This window comes from Halomonas jincaotanensis (assembly GCF_018448785.1).
GTDB classification, from domain to species: Bacteria; Pseudomonadota; Gammaproteobacteria; order Pseudomonadales; family Halomonadaceae; genus Halomonas; species Halomonas jincaotanensis.
The window spans coordinates 18,780-39,661 of record NZ_JAHCLU010000007.1 but is presented as its reverse complement, the minus strand read 5'-3'; the positions used below and the strand labels follow the sequence as shown (position 1 = coordinate 39,661).

Genomic DNA, 20,882 nt, shown 5'->3' with positions numbered 1-20,882 from the left:
GACGTTACCGGGAGATCCAAGGCGGTCCGTTTTCGAAGCAACCGACGATCCATTCAATAAATGCTTCTGTTCGAGCGGGCGCGAAATCTGCCGACGGGCGTACCAAATATATTCCACCGCTGGCGTCAAAAGACCAGTTGGGCAACACTGGCACAAGAGAACCTTGGGCAAAGTCCTTTGCCATTAGCCAATCGCCTGCGCCTAAAATGCCAATGCCCTGGCGTGCGGCCTCCAGTAGCGCGAGACTGTCGTTAGACAGCAAAGAACTCTTCGTTATGACTGACTCTACATGATCTCCATTTGAGAGCTGCCATTCTGGAAACGTTGCCAAGGCGGGAAACGCCAAACAGTTGTGATGGATGAGGTCTCTGGGTTCGCTTGGCAACCCATGTTTAACCACATACTTCGGCGACGCGCCAAGCACCCGTCTTTGATGCCAAAGCTTGCGGGCCTTCAATCGGCTATCCTGAAGTACACCAATTCTAATCGCAGCATCGAACCCTTCTCCGACCAGATCCACGTACTGCTCGCTGTAAAAGACTTCAACTTTCAGGGCAGGGTACATCTTCAAAAATTTGGGAAGAATTGGTGCAAGCCATAAGCGCCCCATCGTGGCTGGAAAGGCCAATCGCAACTTGCCCCGAAGGTGTTCTGCGCCATCGCTAGCCTCTAGCTCGGCATTATGAAGAGAGTCGACCGCCGATTCCGTTTTGTCTGCCAGCCGTCGCCCAGCATCGGTCAGCCGGATTTGACGCGTTGTTCTTTCTACCAGCCGCACCCCAAGCCGAGCTTCAAGTGAAGCAATACGTTTGGAGATGATAGTGGCATGACGATGTAAACGACGCCCCGCTTGAACGAAAGACCCCTCGTTAGCGACGGCAAGCAGGGCTGTAAGCTCATCAATCTGTCGATTGTCCACTATATAAACTCTTTGTAGGGGTTAATGTGCCACGTCAATCACAACCTTGCCGACATGACTACCGCTTGCAAGACGCTGGTACGCATCACGGTATTCCGCGAACGGGTAAACCCGATCAATGACCGGTTTCACTTCATGCTGGGCCATCGCTGCGAGCAGCGCTTCGAAATTAAGCCGAGGGCCAATGGCCGTGCCGGCAACTCGAAGAGAGCGTGACAGTATGTCGATGGGTGGCAGTCCACCACCGACACCGCTTGTGAATCCAACTAACGCAATCTCCCCACCGATTCGACACGAGGCCGCAGATTTGACGATGGTTTTCTCACCCGCGATATCGACGACTTTGTCGACACCCTTACCATGGGTCAGTTCGAGAATCTCGCGATCCCAATCCGGGAAAGTGCTGTAGTTGACAACCGACTCTGCACCCAATATTTTCAGTGTCTCGGCCTTTTCATCGGTAGAAGTGATTGCCAGGACGCGAGCACCGAACATCCGTGCCACCTGGAGCGAAAATAGCGCGACACCGCCAGTGCCCTGTACCAGAACGGTTTGACCCGGCTGAAGGGGGGATGACAGATTGAGGCCTGTCCAAGCCGTAACGGCTGCGCATGGCAACGATGCCGCCTCAATGTACGATAGGTAATCAGGCAAATGCACAATGGCGTTTTCATGCATGAGAATATATTCAGACAACCACCCATCTGCCGATATTCCCAGGCTATTCAAATGATACTCCGCTTGCATGGGTCCACCGACCCAGTGTGGGTTGCAGCTTGCGGATACCCGATCACCGACGTTAGCCCTGGTGACATCATCGCCAACCGCTACAACTTCACCTGCCCCATCAGATAGAGGGATACCGTTTTTCTGGGTGGGCCCACCATATTGACCATTCAATATCACCTGATCACGAAAGTTCAGTGAGGCAGCATGAACGCGAACGAGCACTTCATGGTTTGTTGGGGTCGGCGTTGGTTCGTCATGGTGTTCCAGGTCTGGCTTTTCAGCAGACGTCCATCTGATAGCTTTCATCTATCTTCTCCTTGCGAGGAATAGTTGGATATATCAACACTCGAATCCACTTGGTTTCCGGGTATTCAAATACCGGTCTGCCAAGTTAGTCAGGCCAATTCAAAGATCGGTTAAGAGCGACGACATCGGCATGGGTCGGGTTCGACCCGAGCGCAGCAAATTGCTCAGGCAACTGAGCGCGCTTGCGAGGTGCCTCGCCTTCCACTGCGGCAGTCAGCGCTTTGCGCATGGCCTCAGCACCCCAGTCACAGCAGTAGCTGGGCGTTGACGGCTCTTGTCGCCAGGATTCACTCAGAGTTCCGCCATCAACCGGGTCAAAGCCGATCTCATCGACGAGCTCCATGACTTTTTGTTTCTGATCAACGTCATCACCGGCCACCGCCACCGCAAGCCGGTCTTCTGCTCCTCGGGGCCGGCCCAATTCGGCCAGGCAATAAGCCAAAATGTTATTGAAAGCCTTGATTACGGGGCGGCCAAGCTGCTCCGAAACCCATGCGCTCTCCACCTGTCCCGCATCAATATCGGGAATACGCGGATCGCCTAGCTCTGGGTAGTAGTTGCTTGTGCTGACGATAGGCGTCGTTTGAGGCGTGTTTTCAAAGAGCGTTTCAGGAAACTTTGCAATGGCTGATATCGGGATCGCCAGGATAACCAGTTCCACTCCGTCGACCGCGCCGTGAGTGTCGACCGCCTCAGCGCCGATTTTATCCGCGAACGGCCGAACGTCGTCCGGACCCTTGGAGTTTGCGACTCGAACCTGATGTCCCGCAGCGGTTAACTTACGGGCAAGCGTGCCGCCGATACTACCGATACCGATTACGCCAATTTTCATTTCTGTACCTAGCCTTCTAAGTTGCTTTTCAAGCAAAATAGAGACAAGCGAACGTAAGAGCAAGAACCTACTAAAAAGTGTAATACCCACCAAGAGGTAAGTATGACGGATCGAGACTGGCGTTGCGAAGACCCTGAACAGCAGCTCGTTTGGGCCTCCGCGACAAGCGAAGCCTTACGAGTACTTGAAGGGAAATGGAAGATTGTCATTATTATTCAGCTCTTTGCTGCTAAATCGCCTTTGCGTTTTTCCGAATTGGAGCGGCGTGTTGAGGGAGTTAACCAGAAGATGCTAATTCAGCAGCTCCGACAGTTGGAGAAAGACGGCATTGTTTCAAGGATGGTTTATCCGCAAGTTCCGCCAAAGGTGGAGTACACGTTGACCGAGATGGGGATAGCGCTCGGCCCCTCTGTGGAGGCGCTGATTGACTGGGCCTTTATGCGCCGTGAAGCTCTTGGCGATCAATCAGAAAAAGGTACCGTCAAAAATGTTTAATACTCACCAAAAGGTAGGTGTGATCGAAGAAAACGATTGAATAGCTAGTAGGGAGAGGGCTATCAGGATGATCGCCCGCTCTCGGTCAGCATTGTCTCTCGCCAGCGATCCCAAGGTGGAACGGGGGTCAACGACGCGAACAGATAGTCGAGAAAAGCGCGGACCTTGCGTGAGCGAAGGCGCCGTTCAGAGGTCAGCACATGGATATCACGGCGCCCCGGCATGACCTCGCAGCGCCAGAAGTCGAGCAGCGCGACCAGCGCGCCGAATTCGAGCTCGTTAGCAATCAGCCAGGTCGGAAACATCACCAACCCCTGACCCAGCAGGGCAGCTTGGACCAGGCTCATGGCGTCGTTGCTGTAAAGATTGCCGGTGACCTCGTATGGTACGGCGCTGGTCTGATCCGGCGTCTGAAAGTACCAGCGCTGGCGGCCCATCTCGCCTTGATAGAGCAAGCAGTTGTGATTGGCGAGTGACTCCGGCGACTCGGGCTCGCCATGCGCCTGAAGATAGCCAGGCGCTGCAGCGATCACGTAGTTCATCGGCGCCAGGCGACGCGCTACCAGCGACGAATCCGACAGATTACCCACGCGGAAGGTGATATCAAGCCCTTCGCGAACCGGGTCGACCACGCGGTCGTTAAGCTGCAGTTCGGCGTTGAGCGAAGGATAGCGACTCTGAAAGCGATGCAGCAGGGGTACGATCTGGCGCTGACCGAACGCTACCGGCGCGTTGATGCGCAGGATACCGCTGGGCTCGGCATCTGGGTGAGCCAAGGCCTCCGTAGCGAAGTCGAGCCGCTCCAGAATGTCGCGCACCTCTTCGTAATAACGCCAGCCAGCCTCGGTAAGCGTCACTGCACGGGTATGCCGATAGAGCAGCGGCTGACCCACGGCCTCTTCCAATCCTCGGATCTGCCGGGAAATGGAGGAAACAGCGCGCTGGGAGTGGCGGGCGGCAGCAGTGAAGCTTCCCGTGGCGGCGACCCGCTCGAAGGCGCGCAGGGCATTAAGGTCCATCGAATTGATATCCTTTGAGTTGCGTTTGACGCAATAAAGATTTGCACTCCTTTCGATTGTAGCAATGAACGACCGCTACCAGAATGCCTGCATTGGCTACCCATCAGGGAGCCAGACAGCATTCACGCAAGGAGATAGCGCATGCGTAAAGGTACCGCACTGGTCGTCGGCGCCACCGGGATTACCGGTGGCAATCTGGCGTCCTACCTGGTAGCCAGCGGTTGGACGGTCTACGGGCTTTCGCGCCGCGCAACCCAACAGAGCGGCGTGATTCCGGTTGCCGCGGATCTGCTCGACGAGTCAGCTACGCGAGAGGCGCTGGCCGGCCTGCCGATCACCCATGTCTTCTACTGCACCTGGATCGGTCGCGAGAACGAGAAGGCCAACGTTAAGGCCAACAGCGCCATGATGCGCCACCTGTTCGCGGCGCTCGCTGACGCTGATCTGCAGCACGCCTCGCTGGTCACGGGAACCAAGCAGTATCTCGGTTCGTTCGAAGCCTACGGCAGTGGTCGCATCGAGACGCCGTTCCGCGAATCCGAGCCGCGCGTCCCCGGCGATAACTTCTACTACGCGCTGGAAGACGTCCTGTTCGAAACCGCCGAGCACCAGGGCTTCGACTGGAACGTACATCGTCCACATACGGTAATCGGTTACGCCCGCGGTAACGCCATGAACATGGGCACCACGCTTGCCGTCTACGCCTCGATCTGCCAGGCGACCGGCAGGCCGTTCGTCTTCCCAGGCTCGCAGATTCAGTGGAATGCGCTGACCGATATGACCGACGCGCTGGTGCTGGCGCGCCAGATGGAGTGGGCCGCGACGACGCCGGGGGCGGCGAATCAGGCCTTCAACACGGTCAACGGTGACGTTTTTCGCTGGCGCCGCATGTGGCGCGAGATCGGTGAGTACTTCGGTCTGGAAGTAGCGGACTGTCCCGAGACGCCGCAACCGCTGGAAACGCAGATGTCCGAGGCCGACGCGACCTGGCGCGACATAGCCGAGAAGCATGACTTGATCGAGCCGGACGTCGCCAAGCTCGCGTCCTGGTGGCATACCGATGCCGACCTGGGTCGCGACCAGGAGTGCGTCAACGACACCGCCAAATCACGCGATTTCGGTTTCGACCATTTCCGCGAGACCCGCGGTGCGTTCTTCGACCTGTTCGATCGTCTGCGCGCCGAGAAGATCATTCCCTGATCGCAAAAGCTCGGTAAGGCGAAAGCTCGTCAAGTAGGACCTGGCGTCGACAGGCGCCGGGTCTCGTCGTTTATGGTGTCCGTCCGGTTTCGTGCAACGGTAATACTAGAAACATTAAAACCGGATACCCAGTTGTTTTAGGGTGAGGATACGCCGGCATCGGATGGCCGGTGCGTGGGGGATCGGTTCTAGCGCTCGACTAATGCCTTTTCCAGCAGGTCGAGGCGGTCCTGGCCCCAGAAGGGCTCACCGTCCAGGTCGTACCATGGCGAGCCGAAACAGCCTATCGCCAAGGCCTGTTCGCAGGCGGCATCGAGGCGCTGCTGGCCACTTTCGGTCTCCGAGGCGGCGAGCAGGGCCGCGCCGTCGAGTTCGTTGGCATCGGCGATCGCGTTTAGGGTGTCGAGATCGGCGATATCGCGCTCCTCGACCCAGGTGCCGCGCAGCATGGCCAGCGACAGCGCGGCGATGTCGTGCCCCTGCGCCTTGGCGGTCAGCGCCAGTCGGGCCGCCGGACGGTCATCAGTGGGGAAGTGCTTCGGCTCAAGGTTGAGGGGAATGCCGAGCAGACGTGGCCAGCGCTTGAGCTCGGCCATTCGATAGGCCTGGCGCTCCGGGGCACGCTTGGCCAGCGGGAGGCCGCCAGTCTTGGGAAAGATCGCACTGAGGGTGATCGGCACGTAGTCGATCGTCGCACCATGGCGGGCGGCGATCTCGCCGAGCCGGGCATGGCCCAGGTAGGTCCAGGGTGAGACAGGGGTGAAGCAATAGGTGATTCGCTTTGCCATGGGGTGGCTCCGGCAAGGAAGCCATCTCCCCAGCGTCGGGAGAGATGGCGACAAAGCTTGGTCGTTCAGCGATAGATGTCCTTGAACTGCTCGCGCAGCTGGTTCTTCTGGACCTTGCCCATGGTGTTGCGTGGCAGAGTGTCGGTGAAGAAGACCCGCTTGGGCTGCTTGTACCTGGCCAGCTTGCCGTCGAGAAAGCCCAGCACCTTGGCCTCGTCGAGATCCGAATCTTCCTTGGGGACCACCACGGCGGTGACGCCCTCGCCGAAATCGGGATGCGCCACGCCGATCACCGCGGACTCGAAAACGCCATCGAGTTCGTCGATGACCTGCTCGATCTCCTTGGGGTAGACGTTGTAGCCGCCGGAGATCACCAGGTCCTTGTCGCGCCCGACAATGTGCACGTAGCCGCGCTCGTCGACCATCGCCAGGTCACCGGTGATGAAGAAGCCGTCTTCCAGCAGTTCCTCACGGGTCTTTTCCGGCATGCGCCAGTAGCCGATGAAGACGTTGGGGCCGCGTACCTGGAGCATGCCGATCTCGCCTTGTGGCACTTCCTCGCCCGTCTCGCGGTCGGTGATGCGGACCTCCACGCCGGGCAGCGGCATGCCCACGGTGCCCGCACGGCGCTCGCCGTCGTAGGGGTTGGAAGTGTTCATGTTGGTCTCGGTCATGCCGTAACGCTCGAGAATCGCATGGCCGGTCTTCTGCTCGAAGGCCTGGTGGGTCTCGGCGGTCAGCGGGGCCGAGCCGGAGACGAACAGCCGCATGTTGGCGGTCGCCTCGGGGGTCAGGCGTTCGTCCTGGACCAGGCGCGTATAGAAGGTCGGCACGCCCATCATCACGGTGCCGCGGGGCAGCTCCTCGAAGATCACGTCGGCATCGAACTTCGGCAGGAAGAGCATGCTCGAGCCGGCCATCAGGGTGACGTTGCAGGCAACGAAGAGGCCGTGGGTATGAAAGATCGGCAGCGCGTGGATCAGCCGGTCGTCCTCGCTGAACTGCCAGGACGACACCAGCGCCTCGGCATTGGATCCCAGGTTGCGATGGGTGAGCATGGCGCCCTTGGAGCGTCCGGTGGTGCCCGAGGTATAGAGGATGGCGGCCAGGTCATCGGCCTCGCGCGGGGCGATGTCGTCGTGGGGCGTGGCACGCTCGGCGGCCTCCATCAGGCTGCCGTCGGCGGCCTTGCCGAGCGTCTCCACCGCCGGGCAGCCGCTCTCGGAAGCGATCTTGCGCGCTTCCTCGATATTACCCGGCCGGCAGACGAATAGCGCCGGTTCGGCATCGCCGAGGAAGTAGCGAATCTCTTCCCCGGTGTAGCCGGTATTGAGCGGTAGATAGACGCCACCCACGCGCAGGGTGGCGAGGTAAAGCAGGATCGCCTCGGGGCTCTTGTCGGTCTGCGCCGCGACGCGGTCGCCGGGGCGCACGCCAAGCTCGGTCAACGCGCCGGCCAGGCGCGCCGTGGCGGCCAGGGTCTCGGCATAGGAATAGCCGCGACCTTCGCGGGTGGTGATGAAATCGGCATCGCCGCGCTCTTGCATGCGTTGGGCGAAGGTGGCGAAGAGGTTATGATTCATTTTGTGTTCTCTCCCTTGGCCAGCTTCCTGGCCTTCCGGGCGAGGTCCTTGACCTCACTCGAACGAGCCACGGTGGCGTTGGCGGTGTAATTCTCATGGTTGCGCTCGATGTCATCGAGCACATAGAGGTAGTTGACCATCATGCCGGCGCCCTGCTTCAGCCCCTTTTTCGACACGTCGCCCAGCCAGTTGATGCGGTGCAACTCGGCACCGTTGCCCAGATGGAAGCGGGCGACCGGGTTGAGCGGCAGGCCACGGGCGTTCTTCTCGTCGACCAGGTAGTGCGCGGCCAGCGGCTTGATGACCGCCTTGAGCTTTTCGACGCGTTCGGGGTCGCGGTGCCAGTCGGGGTCTTCCAGTTCGGCGAGGCTCTTGCGCACAAAGTCGGGCAGATTTTCGTCCTCGCGCCGTTCGGCCAGCCAGGGGCCGAAGCCGGGTACCGGCGAGAGCGTCACAAAGTACTTGAGCTGGGGCAGTTCCTGCTTGAGCTCCTGCACCACCTGCTTGATCAGGAAGTTACCAAAGGAGATGCCGCGCAGGCCGGTCTGGCAGTTGCTGATGCCGAAGAAGGCGGCAGTGTCCGCCGATTCGGGGTCCTCGATCTCGTGCCGCTCACCCGAGAGGATCGGCTGGATCTTGTTGGGCAGCCCCTTGTGCAGGGCGACTTCGACAAAAATCAGCGGCTCGTCGCCGATCGCCGGGTGGAAGAAGCCGAAGCAGCGGCGATCGCGGGCATCCAGGCGCCGGCGCAGGTCGTTCCAGTCCTGGATCTCGTGCACCGCCTCGTAGCGGATAATCTTCTCGAGGATCGAGGCCGGGGTGTTCCAGTCGATGCGCTTGAGCATCAAGAAGCCGCGGTTGAACCAGGAGCCGAACAGGTGCGCGAAGTCGGCATCGATGCCAGAAAGCTCATTCTTTTCAAGGCCTGGCTTCTCCCGCATCAGCCTGAGCAGGTCCTCGCGCATGCGCACCAGCTCATAGGTGCCGTCGGGGGCCAGGTTGAGCCGCCGAAACAACTCCTGGCGGCGCGGCTCACAAGCCTCGAACAGCGCCTGCAGATTCGCATTGTCACGGTCGTGCTGGTAGGCCGCATAGGCTGCGTCGATCGCGACTGGGTCGGCGGAAAATTCCGTTGCCAGACGCTCGAAGAAGCGAACCTCCTGGGTTTCGTCCAGTCGGTTGAACATGGCCAGCACTCGGCTGGCCAGGGCGATGCTGGAAGCCTCGCCGTCGCTCTCCAGCAGCGCCCGGCAGGCCTTCAGCAGCTGGTTGTGGTCCGTCGTTTCCGAATCGCCTCGGCGACGCCGCCGCAGGGCGTCGCGCTGGGTGATGGAGTTGAACATCTCTTGCAGGAACGTCATGTTCATGGTGTGGACGACTCCTTCAGCCCATGATGAGATCGGGTAGCCATGTCACGATCCCCGGGAAGAAACACAGCAGCAAGATACCCAGCACCATGCACAGTGCATAGGGCAAGCTGCCCATCAGCACGTTACGCAGCGAGATGTCGGGCGCGATGCTGTTGATGATGAAGAGATTCAGCCCCACCGGTGGCGTGATCAAGCCGATCTCCAGGTTGATGGTCAGGATGACGGCGAACCAGTAGGGGTCGAAGTTCGCGGACAGGATGATCGGCAGCAGGATCGGCGCGGTCATCACGATCACCGCCACCGGGGGCAGGAAGAAGCCGGCCACCAGCAGGAAGAGATTGATGACGCCCATCAGCACCCAGCGGTTGACCTCCAGGTCGGCGATGGCGCCGGCCACGGTCTGGGTGATGAACAGCGACGACAGCGCATAGGCGAAGACCTCGGCCGCGGCGATGATCAGCATGATCATCACGCTTTCGCGCAGGGCGTCGCGCATGATCAGCTTGAGCGGCTTCAACTGCCACATGCGGTAGACGAGGATAGCCAGCGCCACACAGAAAAAGGCGCCGACACCGGCGGCTTCGGACGGTGTGGCGACCCCGCCATAGAGCGCGAAGAGGATACCAATCACCACGGCCAGGAAGGGCAGCACACGCACCAGGGCCTTGAGATTGCCCTCGACGTTGTCCTTCATGCTCGCGGCGGCCGCGGCCACCGGGTTGGGGCTGTTGTAGCCACCCGCCAACTTGCAGGCGATCAGTGTCCAGATCATGAACAGGCCGGCGAGCATGAAGCCCGGGACTACGCCGGCGATGAACAGACGCCCGATCGAGGTCTCGGTGGCGATGCCGTAAATGATCATGGTCACCGAGGGTGGAATCAGTATGCCCAGGGTGCCGCCCGCCGCGATGCAGCCCGCGGCCACGCCGTCGGGATAGCCACGCTTGCGCATCTCGGGAATGCCCATCTTGCCGATCGCGGCACAGGTCGCCGGCGAGGAGCCGGAAAGCGCCGAGAACACGGTGCAGGCGCCGATGTTGGAGATCGCCAGGCCGCCGGGTAGCTTGCCCAGCCACAGGTCCAGCGAGCGATAGAGGTCGCGCCCGGTGGGCGATGAGGCGACCGCGGCGCCCATCAGGATAAACATGGGAATGGCAACGAAACCGAATTCCGCGATGCGATCGAAGAAGGTTTCGCCGAAATAGGTCAGTTCGGCAACGCCGCGGTCTGCGACCAGGGCAATCAACGAGATGCCGCCGAGCGCGAAGGCGATCGGCGTGCCGATGGCCATCAATACGATCAGGCCGATGGCGACGAAAATGCCGGCTGTAACTGGATCCATGATCAGTTCTCCCCGCGCAGAATTTCGGCGACGTATTGCAGCGTCAGAAGGGTGGCACCCACGGCCATGGGAAGCAGCGCCGGCCACAGGACCGGATTCCAGACGGTGCCGGTGGTCCAGCCGCCATGCCAGGCTTCCAGAACATAGATCCAGGAGGCGTAGGCCAGGGCGAGACAGAAACCCAGCCCGAACAGGGCCGCGACGAGCCGCATCATGGTTCCGATCACGCCGCCGATGGCGTCCGGCAGCAAGGTGATGGCGACGTGCCCGCCGGTCATCAGCACATAAGGGCTACCGAGCAGCATGGCACCGGTCACGGAAAATATTGTGAACTCGGTCTGCCAACTTGAGCTCATGCCGAGCACGTAGCGCACGAAGACCATCTGACATACGACGATAACCCCGGCGATGAATAGCGCCGCGGCAAGATAGGCGGTGAGGCGGGAGATCTTGTCCATCAGGCGAATGTAGCCGCCTACGAGCCCGCCGGGGGTCGTGGCGTCAGTACGGGAGTGTTCCATGAGGCCCTCCGATAAGACTGGATGGCCGCCCCGAAGAAGGGGCGGCCAGTGTCGTTGTCTGACTCATTGACACGTCATCATTCCACTGCGAGGGCGGCGTCGATCAGGGCCTGGCCTTTCTCGACGTTCTCGGCGAAGGTCTTGTAGGAGCTTTCCTTAGCCACTTCGAGCCAGGCGTCGTAGTCCTCCTGGGACATGTTGACCACCTCGACGCCGTTCTCCTTGAACACCTCGACCATGGTCTCGTCGAGACCCGCGGCTTCGGCAGCGAAGAACTCTTCTGCGGCCTGGCCGGCTTCGGTCAAGGCCTGTTGCTGCTCCTCGTTGAGGCCCTGCCAGCTCTGCTCGGAGATCAGGATCGGCTCATACATGAACCACAGCGCGTTCTCGCCGGGGGCGGTCAGGCAGGTGACCTGCTCGTAGATCCGGTAGGAGACGAAGGAGCCCGAGGAGGTGTTGGCGCCGTCGAGCACGCCGGTCTGCATGGCGGTGTAGATCTCGGAGGAGGGCATGGAGGCGATCGAGGCCCCGGCGGTCTCGAGCATCTCGTCGAAGGCTGGGCCGGCGGCACGCAGGCTTTGTCCTTCCACGGTGTCCGGCGAGGTAATGCAGCGCTCGCTGGAGGCGAAGCCGCCGGCCAGCCAGGCGTCGGCCAGCACGCGGGCGCCGGCATCGTTGATGATCTCCTTGATCATGTCCATGAACTCGGAGTCGTTGAGGCGCTGGGCTCGCTCATGGTTACGTACCAGACCGGGCATCAGGGTGGCGGAGAATTCCGGGTGACGGCCGCTGGCGTAGTCGAGCGGCAGGGCGGTGATGTCGAGACGGCCACGTACCAGGGCACCCCACTGCTCGTCGGCCTTGAACAGCGACTGGCCGGGGTAGACCTCGATTTCCAGGTCGGCGCCGGAATCCGCGACGTGCTGGGCCATCATCTGCACCATCTCGTCGCGGACGTCGCCCTGGCCGCCGGGGAACTGGTGGGACGCGCGCAGAACAGTCTGAGCCGAGGCGGCACTGCTGAAGGCAATGGCAGCCAGGGTCAGGGTGGCGATAGCGGGCGTGAGTGTGCGTTTCGGCGTGAGTGTACGTTTCATAGTATCTCCAAATACGTTGTTCTTGTGACGCGAAATCTGTTCTTGTGGGTGCAGATGTCTATCAGCGAGGCTGATGTATACATCATTAGACCCCTGGCTATACTAGTGTCAATGTTGCGGGGCTAGACATAAGTCGCAGCTTCGCCGTTCACGACAAAGAAAAACTCAGGGAAAAGAAGAGGGTAACGGCATGAAACGATCTAATGCCCAACGACTCCGCGACGCCTTGGAAGACGACATCATCAATGGTCGCCGGGTACCCGGCGAACGTCTCGAACCGCTCGCCCTGTGCCGCGACTTCGAGGTCTCGCGAACCCCGGTGCGCGAGGCGATCCATCAGCTGGTGGCGAGCGGCCTGGTCACGGTGTTGCCGAAGCGGGGCACCTTCGTGGCCCGTGTTGGTCTCGACCAGCTGATCGAGATGTTCGAGGTGATGGCGGAACTTGAGGGCATGTGTGCCCGGCTGGCTGCCCGGCGTGCTACCAAGGAAGAACTCGTCGACCTGAGCCAGGCGATGGCGCGCTGCGAGGCGGCCGCCGAGGCCGGCGACACCAATGAGTACTACTACGAGAACGAAAGCTTCCATCTGGCCATCTATGCGGCGAGCCACAATGGCTTTCTGGCCAGCGAAGCCAGCCAGCTCAAGCAGCGTCTCAAGCCCTACCGTCGCCTGCAGCTCAAGGTCCGCCATCGGATGGTCAATTCCCTGGCCGAGCATCGCGAGATCCTGGCGGCCATTGAGGCCGGCGACGACGTGGCGGCCGAGCAGCGGATACGCGAGCACGTGTTGATCCAGGGCGAGCGCTTCAGCGACTTCGTGTCCAGCGTTCGCCAGCTCGATGGCGCCCTGACCCTGACCGGTTGAAGGCTGCCATCAACGCGTCACCTGCGGTACTCTCTTGTCCCGGATAACGAACCGACCGGCCCGCCAATGCTGGATTGACAAGGGGCATTCATGAATCGCATCAAGACGCTCACCCTCGCCGTGGCGACTGCCGCCCTGGCCGCTTCGACGCTCTCCGCCCAGGCGCGTGACTTCCGCCTGGGACTGATCACCCCGCCGCAGCATCTCTGGTCCACCGAGGCCGAGGCCTTCGCCGCGACCCTGGCCGAGCGCTCAGATGGCGAACACAGCGTCAGCGTGTTTCCGGCCCAGCAACTGGGCAACGAGGCGCAGATGGTTCAGCAGCTGCAGACCGGTGCGCTGGACATGGCCTTTTTGACCATTGCCGAGATCTCCAACCGCATCCCCGACTTCGGTGCCCTCTACGCACCCTACCTGGTGGACGACGTCGACCACGCCGCGAGGCTGTTGCGCTCCGAGACGGCGGGCGAGCTGCTCGAGTTGATGCCGGCGGGGGTCGGCATGGTGGGGCTGGGTTACGGGATGGTTGGCATGCGCCAGGTGCTCAGCCGCGAGCCCATCGATACTGCGGCGGATCTCGAGGGTCTGCGCCTGCGCATCACCCCGTTCGAGCCGATCCGCGACTTCTACACCGCCGCCGGGGCGGCGCCGGCGCCGATGCCGCTGCTCGAGGTCTACGATTCGCTGGCCAACGGCCAGGTCGACGCCATCGACATGGACTTCGATTCGATCCTGATCCTCAAATTCTACGAGCAGGCCGATAACCTGCTGATCTCCAACCACATGATGTTCCCTATGGTCGGGGTGGTGTCCGGGCGGGTGTGGAGTGAGCTCTCCGAACAGGACCGTGAGCTGATCGAGACCGCCATGTCGGAACACCTGGAGAACGTGCTCACTGGCTTCCAGCAAAAAGATGCTGCCCAGGAAGCGGAGATTCGTGAGCTCGATCTCAATATCGTCGAGGCCGATGTCGAGTTCTTTCCCGAAGCCATCGCCGAATGGGAAAGCGTGTGGGCCGACAAGGCGCCGATGCTCGAGGACCTGCGCGAGCAGGCCGACCAGTTGCGCGAATAGGGGTGCCGTGAGCCGATGCTGTCCCGTCTATCCGACCGGCTCGCCAAGCTAGAGGAGATCGCGGCCGCCACGCTAGCGGCGGTGATCACCCTGCTGATCCTGACCAATATCGCCTTTCGGGCCGCCGGGAGTCCGCTTTACTGGATCAGCGAGTTGTCGATCTACGCGATGATCTGGATGACCTTCCTGATCGCCTCGGTGGTGCTCAAGCGCCGCCAGGGCGTCGCGGTGACGCTGCTTAGCGATGTCCTGCCGCGTCTCGTGCGTCGTGTCTTGACGGCCGGCGTCGACGCCATGGTGCTGGCCTTCGCGCTCCTGCTGTTGTGGTTCTGCTGGCGCTGGTATCAACCGCTGGCACTGGCGCGCGCCGGCTTCGACGTGCAGGCCTTCCAGGCCGAGACCTTCAACTTCATTTACGCCGAGACCACCTCGACGCTGGGCATCGCCAAGTTCTGGGTGTGGCTGGTAGTGCCGTGGTTCGCGCTCTCGCTGAGCGTCCATGGGCTGGTCAATCTGGTGGGTGCGCTGCGCGGGCTGGGTCGTACGCGTGACGGCTCGACACCCCCGGAGGCCTCGTCATGACGGCGGTGGTATTTGCGGTGCTGCTGCTCGGCGCGGTGCCGATCGCGCTGGTACTGGCGCTGACCGCCATGTTTTATATCCAGAGCTCCGGCAATAGCGTGCTCTTCGCCTCCTATCCACAGCAGCTTTTCGGGGCGGTCGAGAGCTATGGGCTGCTGGCGATTCCGCTGTTCATGCTCGCTGGCGAACTGATGAACGAGGGTGGCGTGACCCGCCGGCTGATCGACCTGGCGCGGCTGCTGGTCGGCGGATTCCGCGGCGGGCTGGCCTACATCAACCTGGTGGCCAACATGATGATGGCGGCGATCATCGGTTCGGCCGCTTCGCAGATCGCCATCATGTCGCGGGCCATGGTGCCGGCCATGGAGGCCGAAGGGTACGACCGACCCTTCAGCGCCGCGATTACCGCCGCCGGCGGTCTGCTCTCGCCGATCCTGCCGCCCTCGATGCTGTTTGTGCTGTTCGGCGTGATGGCCCAGGTGCCCATCGCCGAGATGTTCCTCGCCGGCATCCTGCCCGGGCTGTTGCTGGGTTTCACCTTCTTCCTGACCATCGCCGTGGTCGGGCTGGTACAGCAGTATCCCAAGGGGCGCTGGCCGGCCCGACCGGAAGCACGGCGCGCGCTGCAAATGGGCCTGCCGGCGATGGCAATCCCGCTGATTATCATCGGCGGCATCCTGCTGGGACTGGCCACCCCGACCGAGTCGGCGGCGCTGGCCTCGCTGGCAGCGCTGCTGCTGGGGCGCTTTCTGTATGGCGACCTGAAGTGGGCGATGCTGCCCTCCGTGCTCAGGCGCACCGCGGTCAATGCCGGGCTGGTGATCATGCTGATCGCCGCCGCCGGTGTCTTTGGCTGGGTGGTGACCTACGAGCGATTACCGCAGCTGGCCGCGGCCTGGATCGCCGCGCTGACGACCGACCCCTTCGCCTTTCTGCTGTTGCTGATCGGGGTGCTGCTGCTGGTAGGGATGATCATCGATGGCATCGCCGCGTTGATCCTGGTGGTGCCGATCCTGCTGCCGATCGCCCAGGACCAGTTCGGTATCAGCCCTTACCAGTTCGGGGTGGTGGTCTGCCTGACGCTGGTGCTGGGGCTGCTCACGCCGCCAGTGGGTGCGGGCTTGTTCATTGCCTCGTCGATGACCGGCACGCCGCCGCTGCGTATCTTCCGCGCGCTCCTGCCGTTTCTGGTGGCGAGTCTTGCCACCCTGGTGCTGCTGGCCTGGCAGCCCTGGCTGACCACGGCCTTCATCGGTCGATAAACCTAAAGTTGAGTCTTATACTGGGTCTTTGACGAGGACAGGCTGCGCCCGCGCAGCCTCGACTGGAGGCGCCATGTTTCCCGATTTTACCCTTCGCTACGCCCGCCTGCCGGCGCACCTTTTCACGCGTTTCGACCCCGAGCCGGTCACGGCCCCGCGATTGGTTGCGTTCAACCGCCCCTTGGCGGAAGAGCTGGGCTTCGATCTTACGGCCTACGACGAGGCCGAGGCCACCCAGTGGTTTTCCGGCAACCGGGTGCCGCCCGGGGCCGAGCCGCTGGCGCAGGCCTACGCCGGTCATCAGTTCGGCAATTTCGTGCCGCGACTGGGTGACGGCCGTGCGGTGCTGCTTGGCGAGGTCACCGACCGCCATGGTCAACTTCGCGATATCCAGCTCAAGGGGGCCGGGTGTACGCCGTTTTCCCGTGGCGGCGATGGCCGTGCACCGCTGGGGCCGGTACTGCGTGAATACCTGGTCAGCGAGGCGATGCATGCCATGGGCGTACCGGCGACCCGTGCGCTGGCCGCCGTCACCACCGGTGAGCGGGTCTTCCGGCGGACGCCCGAGCCGGGGGCGGTGCTGACGCGTGTGGCCAAAAGCCATCTGCGCGTGGGCACCTTCCAGTATTTCGCCGCCCGTGGCGATACCGAAGCATTGCGGGTTCTGGCCGACCTGGCGATCGAACGCCACTATCCGCACTTGTCTTCGATGACGGGTGGTGAGCGCTACCTGGCGCTGCTGGAGGCCGTGCTGGCGCGTCAGGCGGCGCTGGTGGCCAAATGGATGGGGCTGGGCTTCATCCATGGCGTCATGAACACCGACAATACGGCGATCTCCGGCGAGACCCTCGACTTCGGCCCTTGCGCCTTCATGGAGGCCTACGATCCGCGTACCGTTTTCAGCTCAGTCGACGCAGGGGCGCGCTACGCCTATGCCAACCAGCCGTGGATGACCCAGTGGAACATCGCGCGTCTTGGCGAGACCCTGCTACCGTTGATCGAGAAAAACCCCGAGCATGCTATCGAACCCGCCACGGCGCTGCTCGAGGCCTATCCCGATATTTACGAGGCCGAGTGGCTGGCGGTGATGCGCACCAAGCTGGGGCTCGAGCGCGAGGAGACCAGGGATCGCGCCCTGGTCGATGCTCTGCTCGAGGCGATGCACCACGGCCGCGCCGATTTCACTCTGACATTTCGCCAGCTCGCCGACGCGGCAGAGACCGAGGATGACGAGGTGCTCGTCGCGCTCTTCGAGAACCCGGGGGCGATTCGTGATTGGCTGCCACGCTGGCGCGAGCGCTTGACGCTGGAACAGGCGGGTGGGGCGGCGATCGCCTCGCGCATGCGCTCGGTAAACCCACTGTATATCCCGCGCAATCATAAGGTCGAGGAGGCGCTTGTCGCCGCGGCCGAGCGTGACGATTTCGGCACCTTCGCTACCCTGGGGGAGGTGCTGTCCCAGCCATTTACCGAGCAGCCCGGGCGCGAGGCCTATGCTCGGCCGGCGGCGCTTGACGAGCGGGTATTTCGCACCTTCTGCGGTACCTGAATCGCCATCGTCATCATGGTCCCACACAGGAGCACGCTACCATGTCCGTTCGCGAAATCCCCATGGTCATCGACGGTCAGTCCGTTCCGTCACAGAGTCAGGACTGGCGCGATGTGGTCAACCCCGCCACCCAGGAAGTCGTCGCCCGGGTGCCGTTCTGCACCGCCGAGGAGGTCGACCGCGCCGTGGCCAGCGCCAAGGAGGCATTCCAGACCTGGCGCAAGGTGCCACTGGGCAAGCGCATGCGCATCATGCTCAAGTTTCAGGCGCTGATCCGCGACAATACCTCCGAGCTAGCCGCGCTGATCACCGAGGAGCACGGCAAGACCCTGCCCGACGCCGAAGGTGAGGTGGGCCGTGGCCTGGAAGTGGTGGAGCATGCCTGCTCTATCACCTCGCTGCAGCTGGGTGAGCTGGCCGAGAATGCCGGCACCGAGATCGACGTCTACACCTTCAACCAGCCGCTGGGCGTGGGTGCCGGGATCACCGCCTTCAACTTCCCGATCATGCTGCCCTGTTTCATGTTTCCGCTGGCCATCGCCACCGGTAATACTTTCCTGCTCAAGCCTTCCGAGCAGGACCCGAGCTCGACCATGCGCCTGGTCGAGTTGGCCCATGAGGCTGGCATTCCGCCGGGCGTGCTCAATGTGGTGCACGGCGGACCGGAGGTGGCCAACCAGATCGCCGACCATCCGGACATCAAGGCGCTGTCGTTCATCGGCTCGACCCATGTCGGCACGCTGCTCTACAACCGCGCCGCCGCCGCGGGCAAGCGCATGCAATCGATGATGGGTGCCAAGAACCATTGCGTGGTGATGCCGGATGCCAACCGCAGCCAGGCGATCAACAACCTGCTGGGCTCGGCCTTCGGCGCCGCCGGCCAGCGCTGTATGGCCAACTCGGTGGTGGTGCTGGTGGGCGAGGCGCGCCAGTGGCTCGACGAACTCGTCGAAGGTGCGCGCCGGATGACGGTCGGCCCCGGCACCCAGTGTGACGCCGACCTCGGCCCGCTGGTCTCGCCGCAGGCGAGGGAGCGCGTGGAGCACCTGATCGGTGTCGGTGAGAAGGAGGGAGCCCGCCTGATGCTCGATGGTCGCGGCTACCAGGTCGAGGGCTATCCGGATGGCAACTTCGTCGGACCCACCGTGTTCGCCGACGTGACGGCCGAGATGACCATCTATCGCGAGGAGGTATTCGGTCCGGTGCTCTGTGTGGCCGGCGTCGATACCCTGGATGAGGCGATCGCGTTCATCAACGCCAACCCCAACGGCAATGGCACCTCGATCTTCACCAATTCCGGCTGGGTGGCGAAGCGCTTCGAGCGTGACATCGATGTCGGCCAGGTGGGCATCAACGTGCCGATCCCGGTGCCGGTGGCCTACTTCAGTTTTACTGGCTCGCGCGGCTCCAAGCTCGGCGACCTGGGCCCCAACGGCAAGCAGGCGATCGCCTTCTGGACCCAGACCAAGACCGTCACCGCCCGCTGGTTCGAGCCCGAGAACGTCTCCGGCGGCATCAACAGCACCATCTCGATGCATTGATGATCGTCTGATGGTCCGACTTCACGGCCCCGCCTCATGAAGAGGTGGGGCCGATTTATCTAGCGCTCGGGCACCCCGAGGGTAGCGAATAACTCCGCGAGTTCCGGGGCCTCCCGTCTGACCCGCAGGATCGCGGGGTCCATCACCGAAATGCGGCCTGCCGAGGCTTGCAAATACACCTTTCCGGTTGCGTCGTCGATAAAGCGGACCTCCGGCACCTTCGCGATGCATTGCTTGAGGAAGGCACAGTTCCTGCCGATCGCCAGTGTGTCATCGTCGGGATAGACCTCCGCCGGGCATGTTGCCAGGGTGTTGATCTTCTTGTAGCGGTCGATGTTGACCATGCCCAGGGGAGCCAGGATGTGGAGCTCTTCGCGGGTTCCATACGCGATGGTCGTCGGTGGAGTGTGCTTGGGGACGCTATTGTCCAGGAAGACGTACTCAAGCCGGGGATGCCGGCTGTCCAGCCACTTGAAGAGCACCTTTGGCATGCCGTCGTAGGCTTCCACGCAGTGCCCTAGAAAGTCCTCCACCGCCTTGAAACGCCCCCGCGTCAGGCCGCGCTCCCAGCCGCGTTCCACCGTCGCCTCCGGCGGGGTGACAATGAAAAAGAGATACATGGTGGCGACATATTTCGCATAGGTGTCATCCAGGATTCGCGACACCTTGTCCAAAGAGAAACTATCGAAACGAAACCGGTCAATCAGCAGGTTCGGGATGGAGCGGTCCCGCTGAGCCTTGTCGCGGATGTAGCGGTCCAGCTTGACATCGATGAGCTTGACCTCCTTGCCGGCCAGGCGGCCGGCATACTTGTAGGCGCCACCCAGGGCGTCATAGTCAAGCAGGAGTCGACGCCAGATGTCAGGGGAGATGGTGCCGTACTGGTCCGGTTGGATGCCCAGGTCCCGCAGGGTGTCTTTCAGGAAGGGGCGAAGGGAGCTCTTGCCGGCTGCCGAGGCCCCCTTTAGGCTGATCAGGATCGGCTCTCTTGCACAGGGGAGCCGGATGTAGCCCTCGACTTTCATGGCCCGTTCCACATGGGGCGCTATCTTCTGGCCGAGGTGACGGCTGCCGAAGTCGTTACAGACATGCTGGGTGATCAATGTCGCCAACAGCTCCCGGTCCACTCCGATATGGCCCTGGGTGCCACCGATCGAATTCAGGACCCGGTAAGTGCTCTTGTAGATGGCCCTCTCCAGCTCGGCTTGGGTTGCCAGCCCCTTTTCCTTGATACCCCTGATCACGTCATGATGTCGTTCTTCTATAGATCGTAGGTCCGTCAGCCGTGGCGGGGTACGGCGTTTGCCAAACCATCTGGACAGGAAAGAGTCCGGTTCGGGACTGGCCTCCGTCGGTTCGGGAGCAAAGGCCGCGGTGAGAATGTTGACCACCCGGCTGTGTATCTCGTCATACAGGTGGTCATAGTCCTGCTGAAACGTTGGCAGATGGGGAGTCAGGTAGTCGAACAGGATCTTGAGGGTGATGCTGCGAAAATGCTGCCCGAGGAACTCCTCCTCTTCACCCTCGAGGACCAAGACATCGGCCGTCACTTGGACGATCAACTCGTGAAGCACAAGGCGCTCCGCCCGGAAAGCGACCAACTCCTCTTCCGCGAGCCCGGTGAGGGCTCTCAACTCAGAGATGTCGGAAAGACGAGAATAGACGTTGGCCGTTTGATGAATCGTTTCCAGGGGCTTGTAGCGCCTGGGCAGATCGGTCTCCAAGCCGGGGTTCCACGCTGAAAACTCGGGACCATCTCGATCAGCCATATTGGGAGTCCATGCATGCTGCGTCGTGTCGGGGCTTGA

Annotated in this window: 19 protein-coding genes; 8 read left to right on the top strand and 11 right to left on the bottom strand. The window is 61.9% G+C overall.

Annotation, left to right across the window (positions count from 1 at the left end):
- Positions 1-4: 4 nt before the first annotated feature.
- The 3 genes from KG088_RS07855 to KG088_RS07845 all read right to left on the bottom strand — a co-directional run bounded on the left by KG088_RS07855 (position 5) and on the right by KG088_RS07845 (position 2,786).
- Entirely contained in the window at positions 5-919 is a 915-nt protein-coding gene (locus tag KG088_RS07855) for a LysR family transcriptional regulator (RefSeq protein ID WP_213824961.1), read from the bottom strand.
- A 21-nt stretch (positions 920-940) separates the two neighbouring features.
- Positions 941-1,954: a zinc-dependent alcohol dehydrogenase family protein gene (locus KG088_RS07850; RefSeq protein WP_213824960.1), complete on the bottom strand. Its 1,014-nt coding sequence runs from the start codon at positions 1,952-1,954 to the stop codon at positions 941-943.
- A gap of 85 nt (positions 1,955-2,039) precedes the next feature.
- Entirely contained in the window at positions 2,040-2,786 is a 747-nt protein-coding gene (locus KG088_RS07845) for an NADPH-dependent F420 reductase (protein ID WP_213824959.1), read from the bottom strand.
- Positions 2,787-2,888: 102 nt separating this feature from the next.
- Here KG088_RS07845 and KG088_RS07840 point away from each other — a divergent pair, with 102 nt between their 5' ends.
- Positions 2,889-3,281: a winged helix-turn-helix transcriptional regulator gene (locus KG088_RS07840; protein WP_213824958.1), complete on the top strand. Its 393-nt coding sequence runs from the start codon at positions 2,889-2,891 to the stop codon at positions 3,279-3,281.
- Positions 3,282-3,343: 62 nt separating this feature from the next.
- On the opposite strand, the gene KG088_RS07835 is transcribed toward KG088_RS07840, so the two are convergent.
- A complete protein-coding gene (locus KG088_RS07835) occupies positions 3,344-4,300 on the bottom strand; it encodes a LysR family transcriptional regulator (protein WP_213824957.1) in 957 nt (318 codons plus the stop codon).
- 141 nt (positions 4,301-4,441) lie between these two features.
- On the opposite strand from KG088_RS07835, the gene KG088_RS07830 reads away from it, so the two are divergent.
- Positions 4,442-5,500, top strand: coding sequence for an SDR family oxidoreductase (locus KG088_RS07830; protein WP_213824956.1), 1,059 nt, complete (start codon positions 4,442-4,444; stop codon positions 5,498-5,500).
- Positions 5,501-5,688: 188 nt separating this feature from the next.
- On the opposite strand, the gene KG088_RS07825 is transcribed toward KG088_RS07830, so the two are convergent.
- The 6 genes from KG088_RS07825 to dctP all read right to left on the bottom strand — a co-directional run bounded on the left by KG088_RS07825 (position 5,689) and on the right by dctP (position 12,201).
- Positions 5,689-6,288: a 2-hydroxychromene-2-carboxylate isomerase gene (locus KG088_RS07825; protein ID WP_213824955.1), complete on the bottom strand. Its 600-nt coding sequence runs from the start codon at positions 6,286-6,288 to the stop codon at positions 5,689-5,691.
- A 65-nt stretch (positions 6,289-6,353) separates the two neighbouring features.
- Complete coding sequence (locus tag KG088_RS07820) at positions 6,354-7,871, bottom strand: malonate--CoA ligase (RefSeq protein WP_213824954.1); 1,518 nt, start codon at positions 7,869-7,871, stop codon at positions 6,354-6,356.
- Entirely contained in the window at positions 7,868-9,238 is a 1,371-nt protein-coding gene (locus KG088_RS07815; protein ID WP_213824953.1) for a malonyl-CoA decarboxylase, read from the bottom strand. Before KG088_RS07815 ends, KG088_RS07820 begins: the two co-directional genes overlap by 4 nt.
- Positions 9,239-9,254: 16 nt before the next feature.
- Entirely contained in the window at positions 9,255-10,583 is a 1,329-nt protein-coding gene (locus KG088_RS07810; protein WP_213824952.1) for a TRAP transporter large permease, read from the bottom strand.
- Between the two features lie 2 nt (positions 10,584-10,585).
- Positions 10,586-11,104 carry a TRAP transporter small permease subunit gene (locus KG088_RS07805; RefSeq protein WP_213824951.1) on the bottom strand — a complete coding sequence of 173 codons (519 nt, stop codon included), beginning with the start codon at positions 11,102-11,104 and terminating at the stop codon, positions 10,586-10,588.
- Positions 11,105-11,181: 77 nt separating this feature from the next.
- Complete coding sequence (gene dctP, locus KG088_RS07800; RefSeq protein ID WP_213824950.1) at positions 11,182-12,201, bottom strand: TRAP transporter substrate-binding protein DctP; 1,020 nt, start codon at positions 12,199-12,201, stop codon at positions 11,182-11,184.
- Positions 12,202-12,391: 190 nt separating this feature from the next.
- Between dctP and KG088_RS07795 the strand changes: the two genes are divergently transcribed.
- The 6 genes from KG088_RS07795 (at position 12,392) to KG088_RS07770 (ending at position 19,074) form a co-directional block, all read left to right on the top strand.
- Positions 12,392-13,066, top strand: coding sequence for a GntR family transcriptional regulator (locus tag KG088_RS07795; RefSeq protein ID WP_213824949.1), 675 nt, complete (start codon positions 12,392-12,394; stop codon positions 13,064-13,066).
- 90 nt (positions 13,067-13,156) lie between these two features.
- The gene (locus KG088_RS07790) at positions 13,157-14,140 is read left to right on the top strand and encodes a TRAP transporter substrate-binding protein (protein ID WP_213824948.1); all 984 of its coding nucleotides are present in this window, start codon (positions 13,157-13,159) and stop codon (positions 14,138-14,140) included.
- Between the two features lie 15 nt (positions 14,141-14,155).
- Complete coding sequence (locus tag KG088_RS07785) at positions 14,156-14,722, top strand: TRAP transporter small permease (RefSeq protein ID WP_213824947.1); 567 nt, start codon at positions 14,156-14,158, stop codon at positions 14,720-14,722.
- Positions 14,719-15,984, top strand: a complete 1,266-nt coding sequence (locus KG088_RS07780) for a TRAP transporter large permease (RefSeq protein WP_213824946.1) — start codon at positions 14,719-14,721, stop codon at positions 15,982-15,984. Before KG088_RS07785 ends, KG088_RS07780 begins: the two co-directional genes overlap by 4 nt.
- Positions 15,985-16,057: 73 nt before the next feature.
- The gene (locus KG088_RS07775; RefSeq protein WP_213824945.1) at positions 16,058-17,533 is read left to right on the top strand and encodes a protein adenylyltransferase SelO; all 1,476 of its coding nucleotides are present in this window, start codon (positions 16,058-16,060) and stop codon (positions 17,531-17,533) included.
- A 41-nt stretch (positions 17,534-17,574) separates the two neighbouring features.
- Entirely contained in the window at positions 17,575-19,074 is a 1,500-nt protein-coding gene (locus tag KG088_RS07770; protein ID WP_213824944.1) for a CoA-acylating methylmalonate-semialdehyde dehydrogenase, read from the top strand.
- A 59-nt stretch (positions 19,075-19,133) separates the two neighbouring features.
- Here the strand turns inward: KG088_RS07770 and KG088_RS07765 are convergent, their stop codons facing one another.
- Complete coding sequence (locus KG088_RS07765) at positions 19,134-20,843, bottom strand: DEAD/DEAH box helicase family protein (protein WP_213824943.1); 1,710 nt, start codon at positions 20,841-20,843, stop codon at positions 19,134-19,136.
- Positions 20,844-20,882: the final 39 nt, after the last annotated feature.

Excerpts from the sequence above, each read along its gene's own strand:
- KG088_RS07850 (WP_213824960.1), bottom strand. The coding sequence starts at position 1,954 with ATGAAAGCTATCAGATGGACGTCTGCTGAAAAGCCAGACCTGGAACAC.
- KG088_RS07845 (WP_213824959.1), bottom strand. The coding sequence starts at position 2,786 with ATGAAAATTGGCGTAATCGGTATCGGTAGTATCGGCGGCACGCTTGCC.
- KG088_RS07840 (WP_213824958.1), top strand. The coding sequence starts at position 2,889 with ATGACGGATCGAGACTGGCGTTGCGAAGACCCTGAACAGCAGCTCGTT.
- KG088_RS07835 (WP_213824957.1), bottom strand. The coding sequence starts at position 4,300 with ATGGACCTTAATGCCCTGCGCGCCTTCGAGCGGGTCGCCGCCACGGGA.
- KG088_RS07830 (WP_213824956.1), top strand. The coding sequence starts at position 4,442 with ATGCGTAAAGGTACCGCACTGGTCGTCGGCGCCACCGGGATTACCGGT.
- KG088_RS07825 (WP_213824955.1), bottom strand. The coding sequence starts at position 6,288 with ATGGCAAAGCGAATCACCTATTGCTTCACCCCTGTCTCACCCTGGACC.
- KG088_RS07820 (WP_213824954.1), bottom strand. The coding sequence starts at position 7,871 with ATGAATCATAACCTCTTCGCCACCTTCGCCCAACGCATGCAAGAGCGC.
- KG088_RS07815 (WP_213824953.1), bottom strand. The coding sequence starts at position 9,238 with ATGAACATGACGTTCCTGCAAGAGATGTTCAACTCCATCACCCAGCGC.
- KG088_RS07810 (WP_213824952.1), bottom strand. The coding sequence starts at position 10,583 with ATGGATCCAGTTACAGCCGGCATTTTCGTCGCCATCGGCCTGATCGTA.
- KG088_RS07805 (WP_213824951.1), bottom strand. The coding sequence starts at position 11,104 with ATGGAACACTCCCGTACTGACGCCACGACCCCCGGCGGGCTCGTAGGC.
- dctP (WP_213824950.1), bottom strand. The coding sequence starts at position 12,201 with ATGAAACGTACACTCACGCCGAAACGCACACTCACGCCCGCTATCGCC.
- KG088_RS07795 (WP_213824949.1), top strand. The coding sequence starts at position 12,392 with ATGAAACGATCTAATGCCCAACGACTCCGCGACGCCTTGGAAGACGAC.
- KG088_RS07790 (WP_213824948.1), top strand. The coding sequence starts at position 13,157 with ATGAATCGCATCAAGACGCTCACCCTCGCCGTGGCGACTGCCGCCCTG.
- KG088_RS07785 (WP_213824947.1), top strand. The coding sequence starts at position 14,156 with ATGCTGTCCCGTCTATCCGACCGGCTCGCCAAGCTAGAGGAGATCGCG.
- KG088_RS07780 (WP_213824946.1), top strand. The coding sequence starts at position 14,719 with ATGACGGCGGTGGTATTTGCGGTGCTGCTGCTCGGCGCGGTGCCGATC.
- KG088_RS07775 (WP_213824945.1), top strand. The coding sequence starts at position 16,058 with ATGTTTCCCGATTTTACCCTTCGCTACGCCCGCCTGCCGGCGCACCTT.
- KG088_RS07770 (WP_213824944.1), top strand. The coding sequence starts at position 17,575 with ATGTCCGTTCGCGAAATCCCCATGGTCATCGACGGTCAGTCCGTTCCG.
- KG088_RS07765 (WP_213824943.1), bottom strand. The coding sequence starts at position 20,843 with ATGGCTGATCGAGATGGTCCCGAGTTTTCAGCGTGGAACCCCGGCTTG.